Below are 25,199 nucleotides of genomic sequence, written 5' to 3'. Positions count from 1 at the left end.
GCCTTATTTGGTAATAACAGCTTTTTGATGTTTTTCAGGGTGCTTGCCATCAAGCAGATGAACACATGAAAAAATGTCAAATTTATCTCAATTCATAATGTCAAGAATAACCAATGCTAACATAAAGAAATAAAGATTGGCTCAGGACTGGAGAATGGAACTCTTCAAAATGGTTGCGGGATGCCTTACAGACTGGCTAAGCCACAACGTTCAGGAAAGAACAAGCCCCCTGTGTGATTTTGAACGTGTCAGGCATGAAATTAAGCCCTGCGATGTTCTGTTGGTTGAAGGAAGATCCAGAGTCAGTCGGGTTATTAAGCAAACCACTCAGAGCCCCTGGTCCCATGCCATGCTTTACCTTGGCCGCCTTCACGATATTGAGGATGACAGAATTCGCCAGATTGTCAGTGAATCCTATGGCGGCTCCCCTGATGAACAACTGATTATTGAGAGTGAACTGGGAATTGGTACCGCTATCCAGCCCCTGAAAAACTATGAAGGGGAGCATTTGCGGATATGCCGACCCAAAGGGCTGAGCTACAGCGACAGCCAGAAAGTCATACACTACGCAACCAGCCGTCTGGGTATGGATTACAATGTCAGGCAGATTCTTGATCTTGCCCGGTTCTTCTTCCCCTACTCTTTTCTGCCCAGAAGGCTTGGCTCCACGTTATTTCAGCATTCTCCGGGTCAGGAAACAAAAACCGTCTGTTCAACCATGATTGCCGAAGCCTTTAGTTTTATCCACTTTCCCATCCTGCCCCTGGTTAAACACGATGGCGATGCTGGCGTACAACTCTTTCAACGAAATCCAAAGCTTTGCACGCCCCGTGACTTTGATTACTCCCCCTACTTTCAGATTATCAAGTATCCATTTCTCGATTACAGTCATCACGCAGATTATCGACTATTGCCCTGGCATGGTCAGAGGGTGCTGGAGGGTCGAGAAGCGGATTTTTATATGTCTTCCCAGCAAATTGAGCAGCTACAGAAAGAAAGCACTGTGGATCATGAGGTTTTGGGTGATGTGGCCTCCCTCTCTCCTGACAAGAAAAGTAGTGGTGAGAGCGGTTCCGTTTCAACTCACTGACCACTCCAGGCGCATGCTACTTAATCATTTTCTGGGTTTTTGATGCATAACTAACGAAACATCATGCATTCTCAGACAATGCCAACTTGCTCTTCGCCTGACCAGCTAAAGATCTTTAAGAGCCTCGTGGATCAAAGGCTGAAACATAAAAGACTGCAAAAAAGAAACCCGCGCTTCTGGGGGAAGAAGACACGGGCTAAGACCATTAGGAGTGAAACATAGGTACACAATCCAAGTACCAAGGCCATTACTGACCTAGACTGATCTGATCGTAGGGGGAAGTCGATCAAACCAGCATCGTAAGTATGATTCAGAATCAAAATACGTCCATTGAAGATTAAGATCATTTTATAATATTAAGAGAAATTCAAAGAAATCAATAGCTCACGGCTCACATTCGCCATTAGGTCGCGGAATTTTAAGCAAGGAGAACCACTCTCAAAACATGAGGACGCAGGGCACTGATTCATGAACACTGAAACGGAGCTAACTCTGGGCAGAATACCCAGAGCCAGGAGAATCAGGAAACGGGGGCATTCATCTGTTCATATAAAGTATCGCAGCGCTGTGCCAATGCCCGATCAATAGCCAGCACGCCACTACCCTCATCGGATTGATGGGTTCCCCAGGCAATAGTCACCTTGCCCCACTCAATAACAATTCGCGGATGGTGGACATGAGCTTCAGCCAGACAGGCAATGGCGTTACAGAATGCCAAAGCTCGAGAGTATTTTTTAAAGCCGAAGGATTTTTCAATATGATCAATGTTGTCATACTGACAGGAAACCCAGTCATTCATACGTGCACTCCTGTTATTGAATAAAAACCGAAGTTCAGTCTAATTCAAATATAAGGGGATGGCATCAGAAATGCAGGTATGAAAATTGTCTGGTCATGCTATGGAGAAAGCGCACAGACCCGGCGAGGCAGTTATACCTGCGAGAAGCATGCGGTGCCTTACCGGCAACAACCCAAAGCATGGGGTGAGCAGTTGCCGGATGCCTACTGAACTGCCAGGAGTCATCAGTAATCCAGGTTAGGAATTACGCCTTCTCAGTTTCTGCTTCAGCCTCTTCAGACTTCAGCTGCTCAAGCTCCTGAGTTGCGGTATTCAGCTGCTGGGTAAGCTGCTTTTGTTTGGTTTTCAGGCCACTGTTTTCACCAGTAAGCGTGCGATTCTGCTCCTGAAGACGCTTGATCTGCTTCTTCATTCGATCAGGATTGCTGGCTCTCAGATCTTTCAGTTCATTTTCCATGTTTTTCAGCTGGGCAGCAGCTTTTTCAGCTTTCTTCTCGGCAGTTTCCAGGCGCGATTTGAGCTGGCTTACTTCCCGGTTGTGTTGCTCTGTAATTTCAATAAGAGCTGCCAGGCGTTGCTGTTCAATGATATCCATTTCACTGCTTGTATCAATGCTTCCGCCCATGCTCAGGGTACCCATAGATTCGATTACCTCCGGGGAGTTTTATAAGATAGGAATTAATAAAAAGCTTCCACCAGCGCGAGGGTTACGCACTGAAGCGAGAAAAATATTAAGAAGATATGAGTTATTCTTCATTAAGCGGCTGGTTAAAAGCAGAATATCAGTAGACTAGGTGGCGGAGTCTAATACATAAAAAGACATATTGAAAGGCTTATCTGAAAAATGAACAGATAACTTTGCCTGTTCAGGGGGATTTTTTACCAAATTGCAGCCATACATGGCTAACTTGCAAATTCATGGGCTAAGCCCGGGTTATAGGGTATTCTGATGGGAGCAGTAATCCTGATACCGCACCAATGCATTCAACTGCTTGATAAAACAACACGTTAGACAATGCCTGAGACAATAACACTTTTGCCGGATCATGTTATCGGCTTCCCTCCCCTTGAGCATGCGCTTGAACAGCCGGATGGGCTTTTGGCTATTGGGGGTAATCTTGAGGTGGACACTTTGGTAATGGCTTATCAGCAAGGCATTTTTCCCTGGTTTAATGAGGGCGACCCTATTTTATGGTGGTCACCCTCCCCACGGATGGTGTTGAAACCGGGAGAGCTGTATTTATCCCGATCATTACGCAAACTGCTGAGAAAAGGGCTCTACCAGGTTACTTTTGATTACGACTTTGCTGAGGTTATAACGGCCTGCTCAAGTATCCGCAGGGACTCAGAAGGAACCTGGATTACTGATGAGATGATTGACGCCTACACGGCTTTGCATGATGCCGGGCATGCACACTCTGTTGAGGTCTGGCAACAAGACAGGCTGGTTGGAGGGCTTTACGGGGTAGCTCAAGGGCGCATTTTTTTCGCGGAATCCATGTTCAGCCGAGAGAACAATACTTCTAAAATTGCCATGACAGCCCTTTCTGAACAACTTTCAGCCTGGCAGTTTGAACTGATTGATTGTCAGGTCTATTCAGACCATTTGGACTCTCTTGGGGCAAAATTGATTTCAAGATCCAGATTTGTAGATTATTTGGACCGCTATTGCTCACAGGCACCTTCCTGTTCAGACTGGAAACAGGAATGGCAATGGAATGACCTTCGATAATGAGCCAGTATAAAAATATCAAATTTTATGCCACACAACCCCATGAATGCAGTTACCTGCCAGAGGAGCAGGCAACCACACTATTTATGGATCCGGAAATTCCGCTGAACAAAGAGTTGTGCAGTGATCTTGCCGACGTTGGGTTTCGACGAAGTGGCCAGCATATTTACCGCCCACACTGTGACCGCTGCAAGGCCTGCATACCGGCAAGAATCCCCGTAGATACCTTTCAAATGAAAAGAACGCAGCGAAAGACCTGGAATCGCAACTCTACACTCAGGGTTGCCAAAGTGTCTGCAGACTTTCAGGATGAGCATTACCTGCTCTATGAAAAGTATATCAATCAATGCCACCAGGATGGTGATATGTATCCTGCAACGATTGAACAGTACACCTCTTTTCTGGTTGAAAGCACCGAATTTACCGCATTTTATGAGTTCCGTCTGAACGGACAACTGCTTGCAGTATCGGTGGTAGATCATTTACGCGGCAGTCTTTCCGCAATTTACACCTTTTACGATCCGGATTGCTCACAACGCAGCCTTGGTCGATATTGTATTTTATGGCTTATCGATCATACCAGAAAACTCGGGCTACCCTATCTCCATCTGGGTTATTGGATCCGGAAATGCCAGAAAATGAATTACAAAATTGAATACCGTCCTGTGGAGCTTTATGTCAGTCAGGAATGGCGACAATTGAAATAATACGACTGACAGTAAAGGGTGCTTTGCTTTACCAATTGTTTTCAGGCAGAATGCCCAACAAAATTAACCAAGCCGTACCAACCCCTTTGAGGTAGTTATTTAATGGCAAAAGAAGAGAGTCTGGAAATGGAGGGTGTCGTCATTGACACCCTTCCTAATACGATGTTTCGTGTAGAACTGGAAAATGGCCATGTTGTTACCGCGCACATCTCCGGAAAAATGCGCAAGAACTACATCCGCATTCTGACTGGCGACCGGGTAAAGGTAGAACTGACGCCATACGACCTGACGAAAGGCCGTATCACTTACCGTTCTCGCTAACAGCGGTGCTCACCCCTGAGCACCTACCCGCTGTCTTCTAACCTGCCTCACCATCAATTGCCTCCAGATCGGAAGCACGGCTTTTCGCTGCCTCAAACTTGAGGTACAACTCTCCCTTGCGAACAGTTACTTTTACATTGCCCCCATGCTCAGCAAGCTTTCCGAACAGAATTTGTTCCGCCATGGGCTTTTTCAAGTGCTCCTGAATAACCCGCCCCATAGGCCTTGCTCCCATCTGGCGATCAAACCCTTTCTCCGCCAGCCAGCTGCGGGCCTTGTCATCAACATCCAGCTGCACGCGCTTCTCATCCAGCTGAGCCTGGAGTTCAGTAAGGAATTTATCAACCACATGTTTGATAATTTCATCATTGAGTGAGGCAAAGGGAATAATGGCGTCCAGACGATTTCTGAATTCAGGCGTGAAGGTTTTCTTAATGGCCTCATTACCGTCAGTGGTATGATCCTGCTCAAGAAAGCCCATGGAGCTTCTGGTCATGTTTTCAGCACCCGCATTGGTGGTCATGATCAGAATCACATTTCTGAAATCAGCCTTACGACCATTGTTGTCTGTCAGGGTGCCATGATCCATTACCTGCAGTAACAGGTTAAACACATCGGAGTGGCCTTTCTCTATCTCATCAAGCAACAGCACGCAGTGCGGCGTTTTATTGATGGCCTCTGTTAACAGGCCACCCTGATCAAATCCGACATAACCCGGAGGTGCCCCTATAAGGCGTGATACCGTGTGAGCTTCCATGTACTCAGACATATCGAAGCGCACAAGCTCAATACCCAGGGCTTTTGCCAGTTGGCGACAAACCTCTGTCTTACCGACACCGGTTGGCCCGGAAAACAGGAAAGAGCCAACTGGTTTTTCAGGTGCCTTCAGGCCTGCTCTTGAAAGCTTGATAGCTGTGGAAAGTGAAGTGATCGCTTCGTCCTGCCCGAACACCACCATTTTCAGATTGCGCTCAAGCTTACCGAGCAATTCCTTGTCAGAGGAAGAGACAGACTTTGGCGGAATCCTGGCCATCTTGGCGACAATGCTTTCCACATCATCGACATCAATAACTTTTTTCCGTTCGGACTCAGGCTGAAGCCTCTGATACGCCCCTGCTTCATCAATAACATCAATGGCTTTATCGGGCATATGACGATCATTGATGTAGCGGTCTGCCAATTCGGCTGCCGCTTTCAGGGCTTCATCCTGATACTTGATAACATGATGCTCTTCGAATTTCTTTTTCAGTCCCAGCAGTATCTGGAAGGTGTCTTCAACGTTGGGCTCGACAATATCCACTTTCTGGAATCTTCTTGCCAGTGCCCGATCTTTTTCAAAGATCCCGCGAAACTCCTGGAATGTGGTAGAACCGATACAGCGCAGTTCGCCGGAAGTCAGCATCGGCTTCAGAAGGTTTGAGGCATCCATCACTCCGCCAGATGCTGCACCTGCACCGATGATGGTATGAATTTCATCGATAAAGAGAATCGCATGATCCAGTTTCTTAAGCTCACTCAGTAACTGCTTGAAACGCTTTTCAAAATCACCACGATACTTGGTTCCGGCCAGAAGCGAACCCAGGTCGAGGGAGTAAACAACAGCCTTGGATAAAACCTCAGGCACGTCACCATCAACAATCCGACGGGCCAAACCTTCAGCAATGGCCGTTTTCCCTACCCCGGCCTCACCAACCAGTAAAGGGTTGTTTTTCCGCCGACGGGTAAGAATCTGGCAGACCCGCTCCACTTCTTCAGCCCGACCAACCAGGGGATCAATTCTGCCGAGACGCGCCTGATCATTCAGATCAGTGGCATACAGTTTGAGGGGATTCTTGCTGCTGCCACCACTGCTACTCTCCGGCTCCATATCGTCGGACAGATCATGACCAAGCTCTTCGAGCTCCTGACCCGGCGTCTTGGATATACCGTGGGCAATAAAATTAACAACGTCTATGCGAGCCACATCCTGTTGCTTCAGGAAGTAAACAGCCTGACTTTCCTGCTCACTGAAAATAGCGACCAGTACATTAGCACCGGTAACTTCCTTTTTACCGGAGCTTTGCACATGAAAAACAGCACGCTGCAGTACTCGCTGAAAGCCAAGTGTTGGCTGCGTTTCACGCTCATGGTCATCGTCGGGGATTAATGGAGTCGTTGAGCTGACAAACTCAGTGAGATCCTGGCGAAGTTTATGAAGATCAATTCCGCAGGAAACCAGGACTCTGGCTGCGGATTCATTATCAAGCAAAGCAAGTAAAAGATGCTCAACCGTCATAAATTCATGACGATTATCGCGGGCGTCTTTAAATGCATTATTCAGTGTTGCTTCGAGGTCTTTGTTAAGCATATGGTGTAACCTTGAAAACGCTAATCGGCCTTTTCTGTCTTGCACAGCAGGGGATGGTCGTTTTCTCTGGAATATTCATTAACCTGCTGAGCCTTGGTTTCCGCGACATCCTTGCTGTATACACCACAAACGGCTTTTCCCTGGGTATGTACCATCAGCATAATTTGAGTCGCCTTCCCTTCTGGCATACTGAAAAACTTCTCCAGTACCTCAACAACGAAATCCATTGGTGTAAAATCATCATTCAGGAGCAAGACCTGATACATGGGAGGGGGAGCCAGTCTGGTTTTTTCCGGAACGACTGCAACGCTCAGATCACCTTCCTGTTCCTCTCCCTCTTTTTGCAAGCTTAGACGAAACAGTTCGAGATTACTCATGGTTTTATGACTGCCAACCTTCGATTTGTAACTTAACTGTCTGGTAACCAACAGCACACTCATGGCACCGCAAGTATTTACTACTGCCAATCATAAAAGCTAATCATAAAAACAACGAGCACAAAATACTGATCGGCACGGTTTACAGACATTTGATGACAGAAGATAAATTAGTGCACACCTACTAAGAAATTGACAAATTTGCCAGGATTTCTCTTCTCATTCTAAAGATACTGGAGCAAATCACAATGGCCGACTTTCGAAAATTGATCGGGCGACTGACAACAAAAGGAGATAAACGTGGAAAGTACAATAAAAAAAGGGGGGATAAAATATTAAAGCCGGAAATGAATTTCCGGCTTTAACTGATGAAAAGTTAACTGAAAACTTACATGTGGTTAATTATTTCATCGGCAAACTCAGAGCACTTGACTAACGTTGCGCCCTCCATCAGTCGCTCAAAATCATAGGTAACGGTCTTGGCACCGATAGCACCATCCATACCCTTGATAATGAGATCTGCCGCCTCATTCCAACCCAGGTGACGAAGCATCATTTCAGCAGAAAGAATGACGGAACCGGGGTTGACCTTATCCTGGCCTGCATACTTTGGAGCAGTACCATGAGTGGCTTCAAAGACGGCCGTTGGCGCACCGATATTCGCACCAGGAGCAATACCGATACCACCAACCTGGGCAGCGAGCGCATCAGAAATGTAGTCGCCATTCAGATTCAAGGTGGCAATGACATCATACTCTGCCGGGCGCAGGAGAATCTGTTGCAGGAAAGCGTCAGCAATCACATCCTTGATGACAATATCTTCACCGGTATTCGGGTTTTTGACAGTGTGCCATGGACCACCATCAAGAGGCTGGCCGCCGAAGTATTCAACAGCTGTCTGATAACCCCAATCCTTGAAGGCACCTTCCGTAAACTTCATGATATTACCCTTGTGAACCAGGGTAACGGATTTACGGTTGTTATCGATAGCAAACTGAATTGCCTGCTTCACCAGACGCTCGGTGCCCTCTTTTGAAACAGGCTTGACACCAATACCGCAGTCTTGCTCAAACCGGATTTTGGTAACGCCCATGTCATTGCGCAGGAAGTTGATCAGCTTTTCGGCTTCGGCACTGCCAGCCTGCCACTCGATACCCGCATAGATATCTTCCGAGTTTTCACGGAAGATAACCATGTCGGTTTTTTCAGGTTCTTTTACCGGGCTTGGCACACCCTTGAACCAGCGCACAGGACGAATGCAGGCGAACAGGTCCAGCTCCTGACGAAGAGCCACATTCAGCGAGCGAATACCACCACCAACCGGCGTTGTCAGAGGGCCTTTAATACTGACCACATACTCTTTGAGAGCCTCAAGCGTTTCTTCCGGAAGCCAGGTATTATCATCGTAAACCTGAGTAGCCTTCTCACCGCAGAAAACTTCCATCCACTCAATTTTACGCTGCCCTTTGTAGGCATTCTTTACAGCAGCATCAACAACTTTCAGCATCGCTGGTGAAACGTCAGCACCAATACCGTCACCTTCAATATAAGGAATGACAGGGGTATCGGGAACATTCAGGGAGAGGTCCTCGTTGACAGTGATTTTGTCACCGTTGGCAGGCACCTTGATCTTTTGGTATCCCATTATCAACTCCGTTCTCTAATCATCGGTTTAGCCAGATCAAAGACTGGTTCAACGCTTCTTGTCGTTATTTAAAGCATGCAGCCATATCCAACAGCAATGTCAGCAGGGTAAAGCATTGCTGACAACGGCAAGCTGACCGCACAAAAACGCGTATACCATATACCATCCTTAGCCAGGAATAAATGAAGTTTTGTTACAAAAGCGAAACCACCATCTGCATTTACCACTATAAATTTCCAGCGGTATGGCGCTTATTTAGCGGGAAAGGTAAAATGACCAGCTATTTTTTGACAGGTGGCAGTATACCCCAGTGATAAAGCATCCTTCCCAAACCAAAGTGATTGTTGGCATGTCCGGCGGTGTTGACTCGTCCGTATCCGCTTTGCTTCTGCAACAGCAGGGCTACCAGGTGGAAGGACTTTTTATGAAGAACTGGGAGGAAGATGACGGGTCTGAATACTGCACCGCAATGACCGATCTGGCCGATGCCCAGGCAGTCTGCGACAAACTTGGCATTCATTTACATAAAGCCAATTTTGCCGCTGAATACTGGGATAATGTTTTCGAACATTTTCTCAATGAATACAAAAACGGCAGAACTCCGAATCCGGATATCCTGTGCAATAAAGAGATCAAGTTCAAAGCCTTTCTGGATTACGCATTCACCCTCGGCAGCGATTACATAGTGATGGGGCATTACTGCCGTCGCGTGGACCGTGACGGCCATAGCTATCTGGTGAAAGGGGTTGATAATAGTAAGGATCAAACCTACTTCCTCCATGCGGTAAGCGAACAACAGATTGCCCGCACTCTCTTTCCGGTCGGTGACCTGGAAAAAACTGAAGTTCGACGCATTGCCGAAGAACACGGTCTGATTACCCATAACAAAAAGGACAGCACCGGCATCTGCTTCATCGGTGAGCGCCGATTCAAGGACTTTTTGCAGCAGTACCTGCCAGCACAACCTGGCGTTATTGAAACGGAAGATGGCAAGGTGATTGGTGAACACTCGGGCTTGATGTACCACACCATTGGCCAGAGACAGGGGCTGGGGATCGGCGGACTGAAAAATGCCGATGAAGCGCCCTGGTATGTACTTGATAAAGACCTTGAAAGAAATGTGCTGATCGCCGGTCAGGGTAAAGATCACCCCCTGCTCTTCTCAGATAGTCTGACCTGCTCGCATATCGACTGGGTTTCAGGAAAAGCACCACAGATGCCCTGCCAGCTCAAGGCAAAAGTGCGTTATCGTCAGCAAGATCAGGGCTGCACGCTTATCCGGGAAGCCAACGGTGATTACCGGGTTACCTTTGATCAGCCGCAACGGGCAGTTACCCCGGGCCAGTCGGTGGTCTTTTATGATGACCTTTATGGTGAGAATGTGTGCCTTGGCGGCGGTGTTATTGAAACACGGGCACAAGCATCGGCTTGATCTTCAAGAAACTGAAAACCTTATCAACGACAACGGAAATCCCAGAGAAGAAGATTGGTGCGATATTCTACAAAGGACCAGGCGGCTGCATTATCTGGCGTGTTCCAGGCCGCAGAGTTGGTAGACAAGCTGGCCAGAACCGGGCAGTGGAGTGAAGAGGCTCTGACCCCATCCATCCACAGCATTTTTGTCACCTCGCCGGATGATGTTTCCCAGGTTTACGGTGGTTTCAATGGTCTGTCCATGGGGCGAAAAACCCTGGAGTCCGTGTTAAGCAGGGACAGCTCCGCGATTCAGGGGGATGTTATCCGTTATGCTCTGGCCCTGATTCACATTGAGAAAAAGCTGAGTAGTAACCGGAAGATGCTGAGCACCATCGGTGAGCGTCTCAACAGAACCAAAGAACAGGTCGAACATTTTGGCATGCTGCATGACAATGTAATTGCCAACCTGGCCAGCATCTACCTGGATACCATCAGCACCTTTAAAACCCGGATACAGGTGGCTGGCGATATGCGCTACCTGCAGAACCCGGTTAACGCTAACCGGATCAGAGCTATCCTGCTGGCCGGTATCCGTTCTGCCGCCCTCTGGCGTCAGTGTGGTGGCAGTCGCTGGCACCTGTTCATCAGCCGAAGCAAGTTACTTGATGGCCTCAAGCGACTGTAATAGCCGAATTTCAAAGGGCACCTCCCGATGCCTGACCCATCCACTGCACCGGAAAGCGGCCAGTGATCTCCCTCCTGATCAGCATTCTGCGTCAGGCCAACCGGCCAATGATTAGAATCTGACAGAGGGATCCGTTATCATGCGCCCTTTTCCCCCGAGCTTAAGGCATAAAACATGGAGCTGAATGCACTGACCGCCGTCTCTCCCATTGATGGACGTTATGGTGATAAGACCCAATCCCTCAGAACCATTTTCAGTGAATATGGACTGATCCGTTTTAGGGTTGCGGTGGAGGTTCACTGGTTACAATCTCTGGCCAGCCATTCTGCCATCACCGAGGTTCCGGCACTGTCTGAACCAGCCAGCCAGCTGCTGAACAGTCTGGTCAGTGGTTTCTCCATGGCCGAAGCTGAGCGGGTTAAAGAGATTGAGCGCACCACCAACCACGATGTGAAAGCGGTGGAATACCTGATCAAGGAGCGCTTTCAGGGCAATGATGAGCTATCAGCGATCAGTGAGTTTGTCCATTTTGCCTGCACATCGGAAGATATCAATAACCTCGCCCATGGTCTGATGCTGAAAACCGGTATGGCCGAGGCCGTCCTGCCTGAGATGCGTAACATCATCTCAGCCATTGAACAACTGACCAGGACCCATGCCGACCAGCCCATGCTGTCCAGAACCCATGGTCAGACCGCCTCCCCGACCACCCTGGGTAAAGAGATGGCCAATGTGGCTTACCGCCTGAAGCGTCAACTGAAACAAATCGAAAGCATTGTCCCCATGGGGAAAATCAATGGTGCTGTCGGCAACTACAATGCCCATCTGTCAGCCTACCCGGAAGTGAACTGGGCTGAACATGCCGAGCAGTTTGTCACCAGCCTGGGTCTGGAGTGGACCCCCTACACAACCCAAATCGAACCCCACGACTACATTGCTGAGCTTTATGATGCCATCTGCCGTTTCAACACCATTCTGATCGACTTTGACCGGGATGTCTGGGGCTATATCTCTCTGGGGTATTTCAAGCAGAAGACGGTTGCCGGTGAGGTAGGCTCTTCCACCATGCCCCACAAAGTCAACCCGATTGATTTTGAAAACTCTGAAGGCAACCTGGGCATTGCCAACGCCATTATGCAGCATCTTGCCGCCAAACTGCCGGTTTCCCGCTGGCAGCGCGACCTGACGGACTCCACCGTGCTGCGCAATATGGGCGTTGGTCTGGGCCAGAGTCTGATTGCCTATGCCGCGACCCTGAAAGGCATTGGCAAGCTGGAAGCCTCCCCTGCCCGTCTTGAGCAGGACCTTGATCAGGCCTGGGAAGTACTGGCAGAGCCCATTCAAACCGTCATGCGCCGCTATGGTATAGAGCAGCCTTATGAAAAGCTTAAAGCACTGACCCGTGGTCAGGAAGGCATTACCAAAGAGACTCTGGCAACGTTTATTGATGGCCTGGAGCTTCCTGCCAATGTAAAGGCCGGGCTAAAAGCACTGACACCAGCTACTTATGTTGGTAATGCGGTAGAGCAGGCTCTGGCTATTTAACACTGACAGGGAATTGGCAAAAAGGAGAGGCAACACCGCAACTCATAAGGTGATTATCCATTAGTTTCGGATAATCACCAAAGAAACCAATTGAATGATCTGAACTATTTTTTTATCCGATTGTCCAAAAATTGTTATTCAAAAAACAACTGGACTCAACCCATGGACTCGACAGTTTCAGGACAAATTCCTAATCTTTCATCAAATGCTTCTTTTACCGCAAGCTCTTGTTCTGAAGGCGTCAATTCTCAATCAACTTCCCCGGGCGGAACAGCTGTTAAAATTGTCTCTGAAGTGGCTACCCCCCCCCTTTCCATAACAACGTTCGAAGAATCTCCGGAATGCCCAATATGTCGTGAGGAAATTTGTCTGAATAAACGTAATATCAGTCAGCCGGAAATAACGTATTGCAAATCCCTCCACACACACCATCAAAAATGCATTGATGATTTTTACACCCGGAACCCTGACCAGAAGGCTCCCCATAAAAACCCCGACTCAAAGTGCTTTATTTGCTCTAATCCAATGCCATTAAGAATGCCCAGATGGGATGGCGAGGCGTTTATCTGTCCGATTCGCAAAAGCGAGCTGGATGCCCTTACCCCTTACGTTGGTGCCCCCATGACTTTCTCCCTGGCCGATTTTCCCATGATTGGCGCTCAGGAGGTCACGGTTGCCCTTGGTTTTAAGGGTGCTCCTGTAATCCGTCTTCTGGACACATCGCAAAGACCACAAGCGGAGAACCCCACACGAGGCGATTATGTCTTCTGCCTTTCTGACCAAATAATCACCATTCCCCGCGATCCTATAAGCGCGAAAAAAACAAGTGTTCATAAAATAATCACTGATTATCTTACCTTTGTCGTACGTATATTGTCAGGCGGATCTGACGCTATTTTTCAAGACTACTTACAAGTGATACATGAAAGCTTGCAGAAGCTCCTTGATGCAGACGAAAACACCCGACCGTTCCAGATGATGATCAACGACAGTAACAACAAGAACGTACTTACGTTTGCCATTAATTACCCTATTTATCCCCTGGAATGGTGCAAGCCTGTGACACAACGAATGGTGTGTCTGGAAAATAAGGAAGGTACTTCTTGTTCACGCCCCATTCTTTCATCTGACTCTGCCCAGTTTGAAGAGCCACTCCCCATTAGCGAAAACAGAACCGGGCAATCAATGGAAGAAAATACCCCCTCCCAGCTCGACAGGCTCTCATTCGAGCTATCTGTCACTGCCCCTGAGAGCAAGGATTCCCTGGCTTTTTTCAATAACATGAATTTCAGTGATAGCCGATCCATCAGATCAGTTTTTGACAATGACCGGTCACCTTCCCACGACCTGCTGGATTCGCCTCAATATGCAAAATTTAAAACCGACTTTCAAAATGCAATCTCAAACATGGACGGGGATGGTGAGTTGCGGGTCAGGGTAAAGCTGAAAAAGCTATCCGATTCAACGAAAAACCAGGACGCAGGGCCACCTCCTGCTGAGCCCCCCCTCGGAGAAATCACGCAACATCTACTCAGTGAAGTACTGTCAACCCTCAGCATCATAAGGAAGTTCTCTAATACCGACCCAAATTGACCTTGCCCAATTCACCGTACGCCTCATTTTCCTCGGTAGCCACCTGATAAGCGGCTCTTGCCTTATTGAGCTGTGCTTCATAATAAGTGTAAGAGGCAAAGAGGTTTACAAGACAATGTTAAGGAAGATCAATACAGAAGGAACATTAGTATAGAGTACAGCGTTGGTCTAATTGAGAAAATTCTTCAAAACCACCCAATCAACCGTATATCCCGTTGATTGGGAGAATGTTTTTTTAGCGCAGAATTCATTCCAGAATCAATGTTTAAACCGGTTTAGCTGCCTTATACTCTTTGCGACGCTGATGAAGCACAGGCTCAGTGTAACCATTAGGTTGCTCACAGCCTTTAAATACCAGATCACAGGCGGCAGCAAAGGCAATACTCTTTGCAAAGTCTGTTGCCATAGGTTGATACGCTGGATCATCGGTATTCTGCCGGTCTACAATCACAGCCATACGCTTCATGGTTTCCATTACCTGCGCTTCTGAACAGATATCATGACGAAGCCAGTTGGCAATATGCTGGCTGGAAATTCGCAGCGTGGCACGGTCTTCCATCAGGCCAACGTCGTTGATATCCGGAACCTTGGAGCAGCCAACACCCTGGTCAATCCAGCGCACCACATAGCCAAGAATTCCCTGGGCGTTATTGTCCAGCTCTTTCTGGATCAACTCTGCGGATAATTTACCCGGATCGGTCATTACCGGAATTTGCAGAATGTCATCAACACTGGCTTTTTGACGACGGGACAGCGCTTCCTGACGGGCCAGAACATTAACTCTGTGATAATGAACGGCATGAAGTGTTGCGCCATTGGGCGACGGCACCCAGGCGGTGTTGGCCCCTGAGAGGGGGTGCGCAATCTTCTGCTCCATCATTTTTGCCATCTCATCCGGCATCGCCCACATGCCTTTACCAATCTGAGCTTTGCCGAGCAGTCCTGTATGAAGACCAATATCAACATTCTGATCTTCATAGGCCTGAATCCAGGTCGACTGTTTCATCTCCCCTTTTGGAATAACAGGGCCGGCTTCCATACTGGTATGTATTTCATCCCCGGTACGGTCCAGGAAACCGGTATTGATAAAGACAATACGATCCCTGGCCTCACGGATACACGCTTTCAGGTTTATGGAGGTTCTGCGCTCTTCATCCATAATGCCCACCTTTAAGGTGTTGGCAGGTAGATCAAGCGCCGCCTCGATACGTGAAAACAGTTTGCAGGTAAAGGCGACTTCTTCTGGGCCATGCATTTTTGGCTTGACGATATAAATGCTGCCTTCCCGGGAGTTCTGCTGACCACCTGCTTTTTTCTTCAGGTCGTGGATGGCAATCAGGGAGGTGAACATACCATCCATAATACCCTCCGGTATTTCATTACCCTCGGCATCAAGAATGGCATCATTGGTCATCAGGTGCCCGACATTTCGGACAAACATCAGGCTTCTGCCGGGTAAGACCAGCTCACTGCCGTCGGGTGCCGTGTAAATCCGGTCAGAACTCAGCTTTCGGGTCAACGGCTTGCCACCTTTAACGAAAGTATCTTCCAGATCACCTTTCATCAGTCCAAGCCAGTTGCGATATACCAGAGCCTTGTCTTCTGCATCCACTGCTGCCACGGAATCTTCGCAGTCCATTATGGTGGTAATGGCAGCCTCAACGATCAGGTCCTGTACATCCGCAGCGTCATCCCTGCCGATCACACCTTCAGAATCCATCTGAATATCAATGTGTAACTCATTATTTTTCAACAGTATTGAATCGGGCTTTTCAGGTATTCCGGTATAACCACAGAATTTTTCCGGCTCTTTCAGGGATGTGATTGAACCATCCTCAAGTGAAATGGCCAGGCTGCTTTCCAGCACCTGATAGCGAACGGCGTCTTTATGGCTACCACAAGCCAATGGAGCCGCTGTATCCAGCAATTCACGACCAAACTCAATCACTTTTCTGCCACGAATCGGGTTATATCCTTTGCCCTTTTCTGCTCCTTCGCTGTCCGGAATAGCATCCGTTCCATAAAGCGCATCATACAGGCTACCCCAGCGGGCATTGGCTGCATTTAAGGCAAAGCGGGCATTCATAACAGGGACTACCAGCTGAGGCCCTGCCTGACGAGCTATTTCGCTGTCGACCTTGCTGGTGGAGATGGCAAAGTCATCCCCTTCAGGCAGCAGATAACCTGTTTCCTCAAGGAAAGACCTGTACTCAGACTTATTATCTTCGGTATAGCGGTTTTGCTGGTGCCATGCATCAATCTTCTGCTGAAGTTCATTCCGGCGGGCCAGAAGCGCTTTGTTTTCAGGGGCGAGGTCATTAACCAACGCTTCGAGGGACAGCCAGAACTTCTCCGGGTCCACACCGGTTCCCGGAACAATGTCATTTACCAGTAAATCATGGAGTACCCGAGCGATTTGCAGGCCGCCTTTCTGGATGCGTTCAGTCATTTCAACCTCACTTCCTGATCATTATTATGCAACTGACGTATACATTATGCTGTAACCATGTACAAGCACAACAATCCAACCGTCAATGTTATCGAAGCGAGAAGGTATGTCCAATTAACGCCCGCAATGACGGCTATTTATCCTGTGAATGTTAAATCGAAAATTGACCGGGAATAATCAAATTATGAGTACCCAGGCTGGAGATTTTCGTCTCACCAATCAGTGCCATGGTGGACTCAAGCTCTTTATGGATTATCTCCAGAGCCCTGGTTACACCAGCTTCACCCGCAGCACCCAGCCCATAAGCAAAGGCTCGCCCCACAAGAACCCCCTGGGCACCCAGCGCAATCGCCTTCAGTACATCCTGACCACTGCGCACACCACTATCCAGTAACACATCGACCTGCTGGTTTGCCGCTTTTGCAATACCAGCCACAGTTCTGATGGTTGAAGGTGCACCATCCAGTTGGCGTCCACCATGGTTAGAGACCACCACGGCCTGGGCACCTGCATCAATGGTGCGATATAAGTCTTCTGTATTCAGTATTCCTTTAATGATCAAATAACCATCCCAATGATCACGAATCCATTGTATATCTTTCCAGCTTAATGAGGCATCCAACTGCTCTGATGTCCACACCGCAAGAGAACGGAGGTTGTCGACTCCTTTTGCATGACCGACAATATTCCCGAAAGTATGATGTGATGTGCAAGCCATCTTCAAACACCAGACAGGGCGATTAAGGAACTGAATCAGCGATGTGGCTGTTATCCGGGGCGGGGCTGAAAGCCTGTTTTTTACATCTTTATGCCTTTGCCCCATGATGGGCAGATCCATGGTTACCACCAGTGTTTTACAACCTGCCTTTCTGGCTCTATCCATCAGTTGCAGGGTAAAATCCCGGTCTTTAAATACATACAACTGAAACCAGAAAGGGTGATGGGTCTGTCGGGCAACATCTTCAATTGAACAAATACTCAAGCTGGACAGCGCAAAGGGAATACCAAATGCTTCAGCTGCCCTGGCAGCCAGAATCTCACCATCAGGATACTGCATTCCTGCCAACCCAACGGGAGCCAGTGCCACCGGCATTGTCACCGGAGTCTGCGCCATAAGAGATGCGGTATTTCTCTGGACTACATCTACCCCAACCCGCTGTCGAAACAGTAAATCGTTAAAATCAGAGTGATTACTGTCATAAGTCCTTTCAGACCAGGCACCTGAGTCTACGTAGTCATAGAACATTTTTGGCACACGTTTTCTGGCCAGAGTCTGTAAGTCATGAATAGAGCATATTTGTGCAAGATTTGAGTGAGCGGCAAACATAGGATCTGCCCAAATTTTGTAGAAGTCTGTTAAATCTAGCGGGCAAAAACAAATGTGCAAAACCCGGGAGCACCGTCTGGTCCGGATTCAGATTCTGTAAAGGGAAAAAAGAAAGCCCTTTTCTTTTGGGAAAAAGAAAAGGGCTTTTTCAATAACGCCTGCTCTGGCTAATCAGTCGTCCAGGACAACACCCTGCTGCTGCTCAGAGATTAACAAGTAGTATGACTCGGCGATAAATTCCTTGCACTCTTCGGCAACATCAAACAGTGCATGTTCTGCTTCCAGGTCACTCAGCCAATCCATTTTTCTCTCCAGTAATCCAACTGATTTTGTACTTATTTAACGGAGGATAACGTCTTATTTTCCTCTTCTGTTTCGCGCAAGTCAGCGAAAGCAAGCAAATTAGAACACAGACAAACAAAGAATAACAGTAATGACTGTTAGTTTATGTTTGTAGCTGTTTATCTGCGTGAAAACAAACGACAAGGTCACTTTCCCGCCACGGATTTAATAATCTGCCTCAGCCACTGATGGGCAGAGTCATGATGCAGCAAAGGGCTCCAGGCCATGGACAGGTCAAATGATGGAATTTCAAACGGGGGCCTGACGACAGTGAGCCTGGTACTGAATCGTTCAATATCCGCAAGTCGACTGGGAAGTGTAGCGATCAGATCATTCTGGGCAGACAACAGCATCGCCACCTGATAATGACGGGTAAAAACACTGATTTTGCGTTTTTTGCCAACAGCGGCCAGCGCTTCATCGACCCAGCCCAGTCGCTGTACATCCTCAGGATTAACCCCTACGCCAATACCCATTCCGGTTTTGCTGGCCCAGATATGCTGGGATTGAAGATAGGTGTCCAGGGTAAAATCAGTCAGTATCGGGTTTTCTCTGCTCATCACACAGGAAAAATCATCCTGCCAGATCCGGGACTGATAAAACGACTGAGGCAGACTGTCAAAACGGTTAATAGCCATATCAACCCAACCTTGCTCAACGTCGTGAAAGCTCACATCACTGGGCGTCAGGACATCCAGTGTCACATTCGGAGCCAGGGAGCGAACCTGCTTCAACACCAGAGGGATCAGGGTTGATTCAGCATAATCAGAAGCCATGATCCGGAATACCCGCTGACTGGTTTCAGGATCAAACTTCTCTTTTGGCTGAATCGTTTTCTCCATGGCCAGTAATGCCTCACGAATCAGTGGCTGGAGTTCAAGTGCACGCTCTGTTGGGGTCATCCCCTCGCTGGTCCGGATTAACAGAGGATCATTAAACAACTCCCGCAGTCTGCGCAGCCCATTGCTCATGGCAGGCTGGGTAATTCCCAACTGTTCCGCGGCACGGGTTACGTTGCGCTCCCTGAGCAGAACATCCAGGTAAACCATCAAATTCAGATCAACGCGTGCAATATTCATTCTATAAATACCCGAGATAACTCTTATAAATTACCAGAATCTTTCTCAGGTGTTTAGGATATGCGACGCAAATCAAACATTTGTTTGAATTTAAACAGTCGCATAACTACACCTCGCTGTTCGGGGGAGGAAAATAAGATGGCTCGCTATAACCGCTCTGAAGAAATTGCCCGCATTGAAAAGGACTGGGCGGAGAACCCGCGCTGGAAAAATGTCAAACGAACCTACAGTGCAGAAGACGTCGTTCGTCTGAGAGGTTCTGTGAAAATCGAAAACACCATTGCCAGACAGGGTGCCGAGAAACTCTGGGACCTGGTGTATGGCAACCAGTCTAAAAAAGGTTATGTCAACTGTCTTGGTGCCCTCACTGGTGGCCAGGCAGTGCAACAGGTTAAAGCCGGCATTGAAGCGATCTACCTTTCCGGCTGGCAGGTTGCGGCAGATAATAATAGCGCCAGCACCATGTACCCTGACCAGTCTCTGTACCCGGTTGACTCCGTGCCTGCAGTGGTCAAGCGCATCAACAACAGTTTCCGTCGTGCTGATCAGATTCAGTGGAAAGCCGGCAAGCAAGCGGGTGATGAAGGCTATGTTGACATGTTTGCCCCGATTGTTGCGGACGCAGAGGCAGGCTTTGGTGGTGTACTGAACGCCTATGAGCTGATGAAGGGCATGATTGAAGCTGGTGCTGCCGGTGTACACTTTGAAGACCAGCTGGCTTCCGTTAAAAAGTGTGGTCATATGGGTGGCAAGGTACTGGTTCCCACCCAGGAAGCTGTGCAGAAATTGATTGCGGCCCGACTGGCTGCTGACGTTGCCGATGTACCCACCATTGTTCTGGCCCGTACCGATGCTAACGCGGCTGATCTGATTACCTCTGACTGCGACCCTTACGATGCAGCATTCCTGACTGGCGAAAGAACCCCTGAAGGTTTCTTCCGGACCAAGGCCGGTATTGATCAGGCTATTGCCCGTGGTCTTGCCTATGCGCCATACGCGGATCTGCTGTGGTGTGAAACCGCCACTCCAGACCTGGATGAAGCCCGTAAGTTTGCTGAAGCGATCAAGGCTGAGTACCCGGATCAACTGCTGGCTTACAACTGCTCACCCTCCTTTAACTGGAAGAAAAACCTGGACGATGAAACCATTGCCAAATTCCAGCAGGAACTGAGTGATATGGGCTACAAGTACCAGTTCATCACCCTCGCAGGCATTCATAACATGTGGTACAACATGTTTGAACTGGCTCATAACTACGCTCAGGGCGAAGGTATGAAGCATTATGTCGAGATGGTCCAGGAGCCAGAGTTTGGCGCTGCGGAAAAAGGTTACACGTTTGTTGCTCACCAACAGGAAGTTGGAACCGGCTATTTTGATGATATGACAACGGTTATCCAGGGCGGTCAGTCTTCAGTAACTGCTTTAACCGGCTCTACGGAAGAAGAGCAGTTCTAAACGGTAAAAGCTTGAGCCCCTGATGGATGACGGGGCTCATTTTTAACGATGAAACATATCTCTGGCCAGTTCAGGATGCACTCTCATTAGCTCGTTCTTAAATCTGTGAGCTGTTTTGTTCGGTGACGTCCTGAGCTCACTGGGCGTTGTTAACGTATCGAGAAGTGACCTGACTTTCGCTGACTTATTACGTTTACGCTGGATACTCTCAAGCTCAGTACTGGAAATAGTAAGTTTATGCGCCAGATTGTTTGTCAGTTTTTTTATCTGATGAGCAAACAGGCCATCCACCGCTTTATCATAGTTCTCTACTAATTTTTGATAGTGTGACGCCTCCGAATTCGCAGTGTGATAAACAGTAAAGCCACTTCCTGATAATTCGTTGTTGCGAAATTTATCATTGATTAATCGACGCAGGGCGGCACCATCCCCAAGGGTTGTGTATCCGGAGCCCCTAAAAGAATCGAAGTCTGCAAGAATTTCTGCTGTCTGCTGCTCTGCGTATGGCGTGCTGGGTTGTTGAGGGACAAACTTTTTACCAATGGAAGAGGGGGAAAAATTTCTTTCATGTATTGCCCTCCGAAGTGCCTGCACATCTCCGAGTGTCGACTGTGTAGAATTAATAAAGTTATTTATATCATAAAGAATCCAGACAGCACGCTGATATGCATGGGGTGAACTGAATTTCGAGTAAAAATCCTTTGCTGTTTTTGAGCTATTTCCTTTGCTTGCACCTGAATCTTGATTAGCCCGTTCAGATGATAGGAAGGCAGGTACCCCGGGAATCTTCGGAAACATTCACACAATCCTTTACATAATTATTATGACTCTATGTTTTACATAGACTTATTCTTTATGTATAAGTTCAATTTTTAAGTGATAACTGTTATAGCCCACGATATCCCGGTACCCGGGAAAACCGCTCTCCCCTGAACTTTTCAGACCTCACAGCCAATTTTGACTATCTTTTAAAGGCGATGGTAGCACCAAAGCCAGTCTGCCTTTAATAAGTTAAAGATGTTGAGGTTATGTCAGCAGTACCCAATGTTAGCCAGCTTCCTGATTATCTGAAGTTAAACCATGCTTTTCAGCAAATAAGAAACAATGTGCGCACCACCCCGCTGTTAAAATCAGATACCTTGAGCGAGCTGATCAGAGGTGAGGTGCTGATCAAAGCCGAGTCTCTGCAAATTACCGGGGCCTTTAAATTCCGGGGTGCGTTCTACCGACTGTTAAATTTAACGGAGAGTCAGAAAAAACAAGGTGTTACAGCCTATTCTTCAGGAAATTTTGCAGCAGGCCTGTCAGCCGCCGGACAACTTCTGGACATACCGGTCAGGCTGGTAATGCCCCATGACGCCCCCAAATCAAAAGTAAATAATGCCAGACGTTACGGCGCAGAGGTCATTCTCTGCCAATGCAATAAACCTTCCAGGGAGGAAGCTGCCAGTGCTATGGCCAGGCAAATAGCCAGAGACCACGGCGCAGTGCTGCTACACCCTTTCGATGATCATGAGATCATTATTGGCCAGGCATCTGTAGCGCTGGAGCTTCAGGAGCAGTTGGCGATGTTCGGGAAATCCTGTGATCACATTCTCTGCCCCGTTGGTGGTGGCAGCCTGGTGGCAGGATCAAGCCTGGTGTTTGGCAGCAACACCCAGGTATGGGCCGTTGAAGTGGATGGTTACCAGGGCATGGGTATTTCCCTTGAAAACGGCAGACGCTCTCGAGCCAAAGGTCATATCCTGTGTGACTGTGATGCTTTACTGGCCCTTGAGCCTGGCATTGCCAACCTGGATATCGTTCTGCAAACCGGTGTCAGAGGTATAACAGTCAATCCTCAAAAATCCCATGACGCCATCAGGCTCAGTTTTCAGGAGATGAACCTGGTGCTGGAACCCAGCGGTGCGGTGGCCATTGCCGCGATTATGGATAACCCGGCACTGTTTGAAAATAAAACCGTAGTAGCGATTGGCAGTGGAGGCAATGTTGATCCGGATAAGTACGCTTCAATAATTCAGGCATAGTACAGTTAAGTCAGGCAGCAATCCAGCTGCGAATATGATCCATTAATACCCTTGCCTCCACGGGCTTCTGCAAATAGTCGTCTGCCCCTGCAGACCGACAGCGCATAACGTGCTTGAGAAGCACATGGATGGCCTGTTTACTCGCCTGGAACATACATCGCCAGATAACGAAGAGGAACAATCCGTCATTGCCATGGCCGCAAGTTGGCTTGGCAGAGCCTGTCCGGTCATCCCCCATTACCAGACAGCCATTTCAAAACCTCAAACTGTCTTCCGCGATCAACTCCAATCATGTATTCCATCTTTGAAGATTGAAGAAGAAAAGAGTATGGACTCATTACCTCCGGTTGACCTGGTACTGCCAGATCACAACATTGCGATTGAAGTTCAGGGACCGTTTCATTATGTGGGTGGTGATTTCAAAACCAGGAATGGTTCGACTCTGCTTAAAATCGCACTGCTGAAAAAATCAGGATTTGAGGTCATTGAAATCCCGGTTTACAAGCTTTGGAACAAAGATTTAATGAAACGATGTATTGATCAAATAACAACCAGGGTATACACCCACCACAGGGTCATGGCTCTGCATCACTTAAAAGAGGGTGGGCAGATGAGGCATACGTAGCTGCCGATAAAGGATGACAATCCTCAGATCCCTATTGCTTAGCCGCCGAAGATCATTAAAAGAGCAAATAGCCAAACCAAAAAGTAGCAAAAAGAAGAGAACAAACAGCCAGTAATCTCCTTCCTTCCATCATAACTCAAGAACCGTTCTCACATTCCAGGGAAGGAGGTTTTCCAGCTTTTCGACCATATCCGCAGGTGATCCATGGGCAGATTGATCAATGGTTGCCACTATTTGTCTCGCTCCAGATCATTTGAACATAGCGGATTGGTGGAACGTAGATGTGTTTCCCCGACCGCTTACGTTTATAAACATTTCAGCAAAATGAACTTCTGAACAGAACCGCAGTCTGCTTTTTATATTATCATGAATTAATGAAATATAATTATGGATAGAAACACTGCTGGTATCAGTGGTAAACACGCAAGACCAGGTAATGATTACAACCAACCAGATAACCATGCCGCTTCTTCAAGGCGTGGGCGATATAGACAGAGTACAGTCAGACAGCGGGGTAATCCCCCCCGCACTACCCTGGGGCGTAATGAATTTTACCATTCTTCTGGCGCATGCTCTTCTCAATCTCTACTGCGCCGTTCAGTCAACCCTGCTCAAGATTTTAATGCCCACATCAAACCAGAAATAATGGCTGGTCTGGTGAGTAAATCGGATCGTTTCGGTCATCGCTATGATGGGAGAAATCACGGGCAATATGCCAGTTCAATTAAAAAATACACGTCAGCTGCTAAAAGACCGTTAAATCGAGCGGAACAAAGCCAGCTGATACGTTTGCTGCAAAATTTTAAAGCAACACGGAGCTGGAATTGGCGAAGCCTGACGACAACACTTCATTCATTTACTTCAGCGGGTGTTTTTACCCCCCATAAACCCATAGATGAGCGTGTTAAGCTGACTCAAGCTGCCTTACTGTCAACGCTACTTGATGCAATAATATTTAACTGCAACCAAAAACCTGAAGCCAGGGATATTGATGCCCGGGGAATCGCCAACCTGCTGTGGGCCATGGCGAAACTGGTGGACAACGAACAGGAGCGGACACCAGAGCTCAACGAGGCCATAGCCGCGCTGTTGCCGCACGTGAAGGCACAGAAAGCCAACTTTAAACCACAGGGAATCGCCAACCTGCTGTGGGCCATGGCGAAGCTGGTGGACAACGGTCAGGAGCTGACACCAGAACTCAAAGAGACTGTGGTCGCGCTGTTCCCCCACGTAAACGTACAGAAAGACCAATTTATTCCTCAGCATATCGCCAACCTGCTGTGGGCCATGGCGAAACTGGTGGACAACGGCCAGGAGCAGACACCAGGGCTCAACGAGGCCATGGCCGCGCTGTTGCCCCACGTGAAAGCACAGAAAAACCAATTTATTGCTCAGCATATCGCCAGCCTGCTGTGGGCCATGGCGAAACTGGTGGACAACGGCATGGAGAAGACACCAGAGCTCAGCAAGGCCGTGGCCGTGCTGTTGCCCTGCGTGAGCGCACAGAAAGGCCAATTTAATGCTCAGGGTATCGCCAACCTGCTGTGGGCCATGGCGAAACTGGTGGACAATGGGCAAGAGCAGACACCAAGGTTCAATGAAACCGTAGCCGTGCTGTTGCCCCATGTGAACGCACAG

23 protein-coding genes are annotated in these 25,199 nt (G+C 48.2%); 13 read left to right on the top strand and 10 right to left on the bottom strand.

Annotated features, from left to right (window positions below):
• The first annotated feature begins 154 nt into the window (after positions 1-154).
• Positions 155-1,090 (top strand): YiiX/YebB-like N1pC/P60 family cysteine hydrolase, encoded by a 936-nt coding sequence (locus tag J7438_RS16525; RefSeq protein ID WP_209201681.1) that lies wholly within the window; start codon positions 155-157, stop codon positions 1,088-1,090.
• A gap of 520 nt (positions 1,091-1,610) precedes the next feature.
• Here J7438_RS16525 and J7438_RS16520 read toward each other — a convergent pair.
• On the bottom strand, positions 1,611-1,889 hold the full coding sequence (locus tag J7438_RS16520; protein ID WP_209201680.1) for a 4a-hydroxytetrahydrobiopterin dehydratase: 279 nt from the start codon (positions 1,887-1,889) through the stop codon (positions 1,611-1,613).
• A 78-nt stretch (positions 1,890-1,967) separates the two neighbouring features.
• On the opposite strand from J7438_RS16520, the gene J7438_RS27815 reads away from it, so the two are divergent.
• On the top strand, positions 1,968-2,099 hold the full coding sequence (locus tag J7438_RS27815; protein ID WP_286196636.1) for a hypothetical protein: 132 nt from the start codon (positions 1,968-1,970) through the stop codon (positions 2,097-2,099).
• A 34-nt stretch (positions 2,100-2,133) separates the two neighbouring features.
• Here J7438_RS27815 and J7438_RS16515 read toward each other — a convergent pair whose 3' ends face one another.
• Positions 2,134-2,529, bottom strand: a complete 396-nt coding sequence (locus tag J7438_RS16515) for a hypothetical protein (RefSeq protein WP_066016598.1) — start codon at positions 2,527-2,529, stop codon at positions 2,134-2,136.
• 375 nt (positions 2,530-2,904) lie between these two features.
• On the opposite strand from J7438_RS16515, the gene aat reads away from it, so the two are divergent.
• From aat to infA, 3 genes are all read left to right on the top strand, one after another.
• Positions 2,905-3,621, top strand: coding sequence for a leucyl/phenylalanyl-tRNA--protein transferase (gene aat, locus J7438_RS16510; RefSeq protein WP_209277425.1), 717 nt, complete (start codon positions 2,905-2,907; stop codon positions 3,619-3,621).
• Complete coding sequence (locus J7438_RS16505; protein WP_209277424.1) at positions 3,621-4,328, top strand: arginyltransferase; 708 nt, start codon at positions 3,621-3,623, stop codon at positions 4,326-4,328. Before aat ends, J7438_RS16505 begins: the two co-directional genes overlap by 1 nt.
• Positions 4,329-4,430: 102 nt before the next feature.
• On the top strand, positions 4,431-4,649 hold the full coding sequence (gene infA / locus J7438_RS16500; RefSeq protein ID WP_020583463.1) for a translation initiation factor IF-1: 219 nt from the start codon (positions 4,431-4,433) through the stop codon (positions 4,647-4,649).
• 37 nt (positions 4,650-4,686) lie between these two features.
• Here the strand turns inward: infA and clpA are convergent, their stop codons facing one another.
• From clpA to icd, 3 genes are all read right to left on the bottom strand, one after another.
• Positions 4,687-6,996: an ATP-dependent Clp protease ATP-binding subunit ClpA gene (gene clpA, locus J7438_RS16495; protein WP_209277423.1), complete on the bottom strand. Its 2,310-nt coding sequence runs from the start codon at positions 6,994-6,996 to the stop codon at positions 4,687-4,689.
• A gap of 20 nt (positions 6,997-7,016) precedes the next feature.
• The gene (gene clpS / locus J7438_RS16490; RefSeq protein ID WP_101748546.1) at positions 7,017-7,373 is read right to left on the bottom strand and encodes an ATP-dependent Clp protease adapter ClpS; all 357 of its coding nucleotides are present in this window, start codon (positions 7,371-7,373) and stop codon (positions 7,017-7,019) included.
• 388 nt (positions 7,374-7,761) lie between these two features.
• On the bottom strand, positions 7,762-9,018 hold the full coding sequence (icd, locus tag J7438_RS16485) for an NADP-dependent isocitrate dehydrogenase (RefSeq protein ID WP_209201676.1): 1,257 nt from the start codon (positions 9,016-9,018) through the stop codon (positions 7,762-7,764).
• A 313-nt stretch (positions 9,019-9,331) separates the two neighbouring features.
• Here icd and mnmA point away from each other — a divergent pair, with 313 nt between their 5' ends.
• The 4 genes from mnmA to J7438_RS16465 all read left to right on the top strand — a co-directional run bounded on the left by mnmA (position 9,332) and on the right by J7438_RS16465 (position 14,257).
• Positions 9,332-10,450 (top strand): tRNA 2-thiouridine(34) synthase MnmA, encoded by a 1,119-nt coding sequence (gene mnmA, locus J7438_RS16480; RefSeq protein WP_209277457.1) that lies wholly within the window; start codon positions 9,332-9,334, stop codon positions 10,448-10,450.
• A gap of 57 nt (positions 10,451-10,507) precedes the next feature.
• Positions 10,508-11,119, top strand: a complete 612-nt coding sequence (gene hflD / locus J7438_RS16475) for a high frequency lysogenization protein HflD (protein ID WP_209277422.1) — start codon at positions 10,508-10,510, stop codon at positions 11,117-11,119.
• A gap of 174 nt (positions 11,120-11,293) precedes the next feature.
• Positions 11,294-12,664 (top strand): adenylosuccinate lyase, encoded by a 1,371-nt coding sequence (gene purB, locus J7438_RS16470; protein ID WP_209277421.1) that lies wholly within the window; start codon positions 11,294-11,296, stop codon positions 12,662-12,664.
• A gap of 162 nt (positions 12,665-12,826) precedes the next feature.
• Complete coding sequence (locus J7438_RS16465) at positions 12,827-14,257, top strand: hypothetical protein (protein WP_209277420.1); 1,431 nt, start codon at positions 12,827-12,829, stop codon at positions 14,255-14,257.
• Between the two features lie 265 nt (positions 14,258-14,522).
• Here the strand turns inward: J7438_RS16465 and J7438_RS16460 are convergent, their stop codons facing one another.
• The 4 genes from J7438_RS16460 to J7438_RS16450 all read right to left on the bottom strand — a co-directional run bounded on the left by J7438_RS16460 (position 14,523) and on the right by J7438_RS16450 (position 19,454).
• Positions 14,523-16,706, bottom strand: coding sequence for a malate synthase G (locus tag J7438_RS16460; protein ID WP_209277419.1), 2,184 nt, complete (start codon positions 16,704-16,706; stop codon positions 14,523-14,525).
• Between the two features lie 151 nt (positions 16,707-16,857).
• Positions 16,858-18,033: an alpha-hydroxy acid oxidase gene (locus J7438_RS16455; RefSeq protein ID WP_209277418.1), complete on the bottom strand. Its 1,176-nt coding sequence runs from the start codon at positions 18,031-18,033 to the stop codon at positions 16,858-16,860.
• A 171-nt stretch (positions 18,034-18,204) separates the two neighbouring features.
• A complete protein-coding gene (locus J7438_RS27810) occupies positions 18,205-18,336 on the bottom strand; it encodes a hypothetical protein (RefSeq protein ID WP_269674385.1) in 132 nt (43 codons plus the stop codon).
• A 185-nt stretch (positions 18,337-18,521) separates the two neighbouring features.
• Entirely contained in the window at positions 18,522-19,454 is a 933-nt protein-coding gene (locus J7438_RS16450; RefSeq protein ID WP_209201670.1) for a LysR family transcriptional regulator, read from the bottom strand.
• A gap of 138 nt (positions 19,455-19,592) precedes the next feature.
• Between J7438_RS16450 and aceA the strand changes: the two genes are divergently transcribed.
• Positions 19,593-20,909 carry an isocitrate lyase gene (gene aceA / locus J7438_RS16445; protein WP_209277417.1) on the top strand — a complete coding sequence of 439 codons (1,317 nt, stop codon included), beginning with the start codon at positions 19,593-19,595 and terminating at the stop codon, positions 20,907-20,909.
• 42 nt (positions 20,910-20,951) lie between these two features.
• Here the strand turns inward: aceA and J7438_RS16440 are convergent, their stop codons facing one another.
• The gene (locus tag J7438_RS16440; RefSeq protein ID WP_209277416.1) at positions 20,952-21,707 is read right to left on the bottom strand and encodes a hypothetical protein; all 756 of its coding nucleotides are present in this window, start codon (positions 21,705-21,707) and stop codon (positions 20,952-20,954) included.
• Between the two features lie 230 nt (positions 21,708-21,937).
• On the opposite strand from J7438_RS16440, the gene J7438_RS16435 reads away from it, so the two are divergent.
• The 3 genes from J7438_RS16435 to J7438_RS16425 all read left to right on the top strand — a co-directional run.
• On the top strand, positions 21,938-22,936 hold the full coding sequence (locus tag J7438_RS16435; RefSeq protein WP_209277415.1) for a threonine ammonia-lyase: 999 nt from the start codon (positions 21,938-21,940) through the stop codon (positions 22,934-22,936).
• A gap of 109 nt (positions 22,937-23,045) precedes the next feature.
• Complete coding sequence (locus J7438_RS28375; RefSeq protein ID WP_209277414.1) at positions 23,046-23,561, top strand: RAP domain-containing protein; 516 nt, start codon at positions 23,046-23,048, stop codon at positions 23,559-23,561.
• A 387-nt stretch (positions 23,562-23,948) separates the two neighbouring features.
• Positions 23,949-25,199, top strand: a 1,251-nt coding sequence (locus J7438_RS16425) for a DUF1601 domain-containing protein (protein ID WP_209277413.1), incomplete at its 3' end; no start/stop codon positions are given.

It is taken from the genome of Thalassotalea sp. G20_0, from assembly GCF_017744175.1.
Lineage (GTDB): Bacteria > Pseudomonadota > Gammaproteobacteria > Pseudomonadales > Endozoicomonadaceae > Endozoicomonas.
This window is presented reverse-complemented; position numbering and strand designations above follow the sequence as displayed.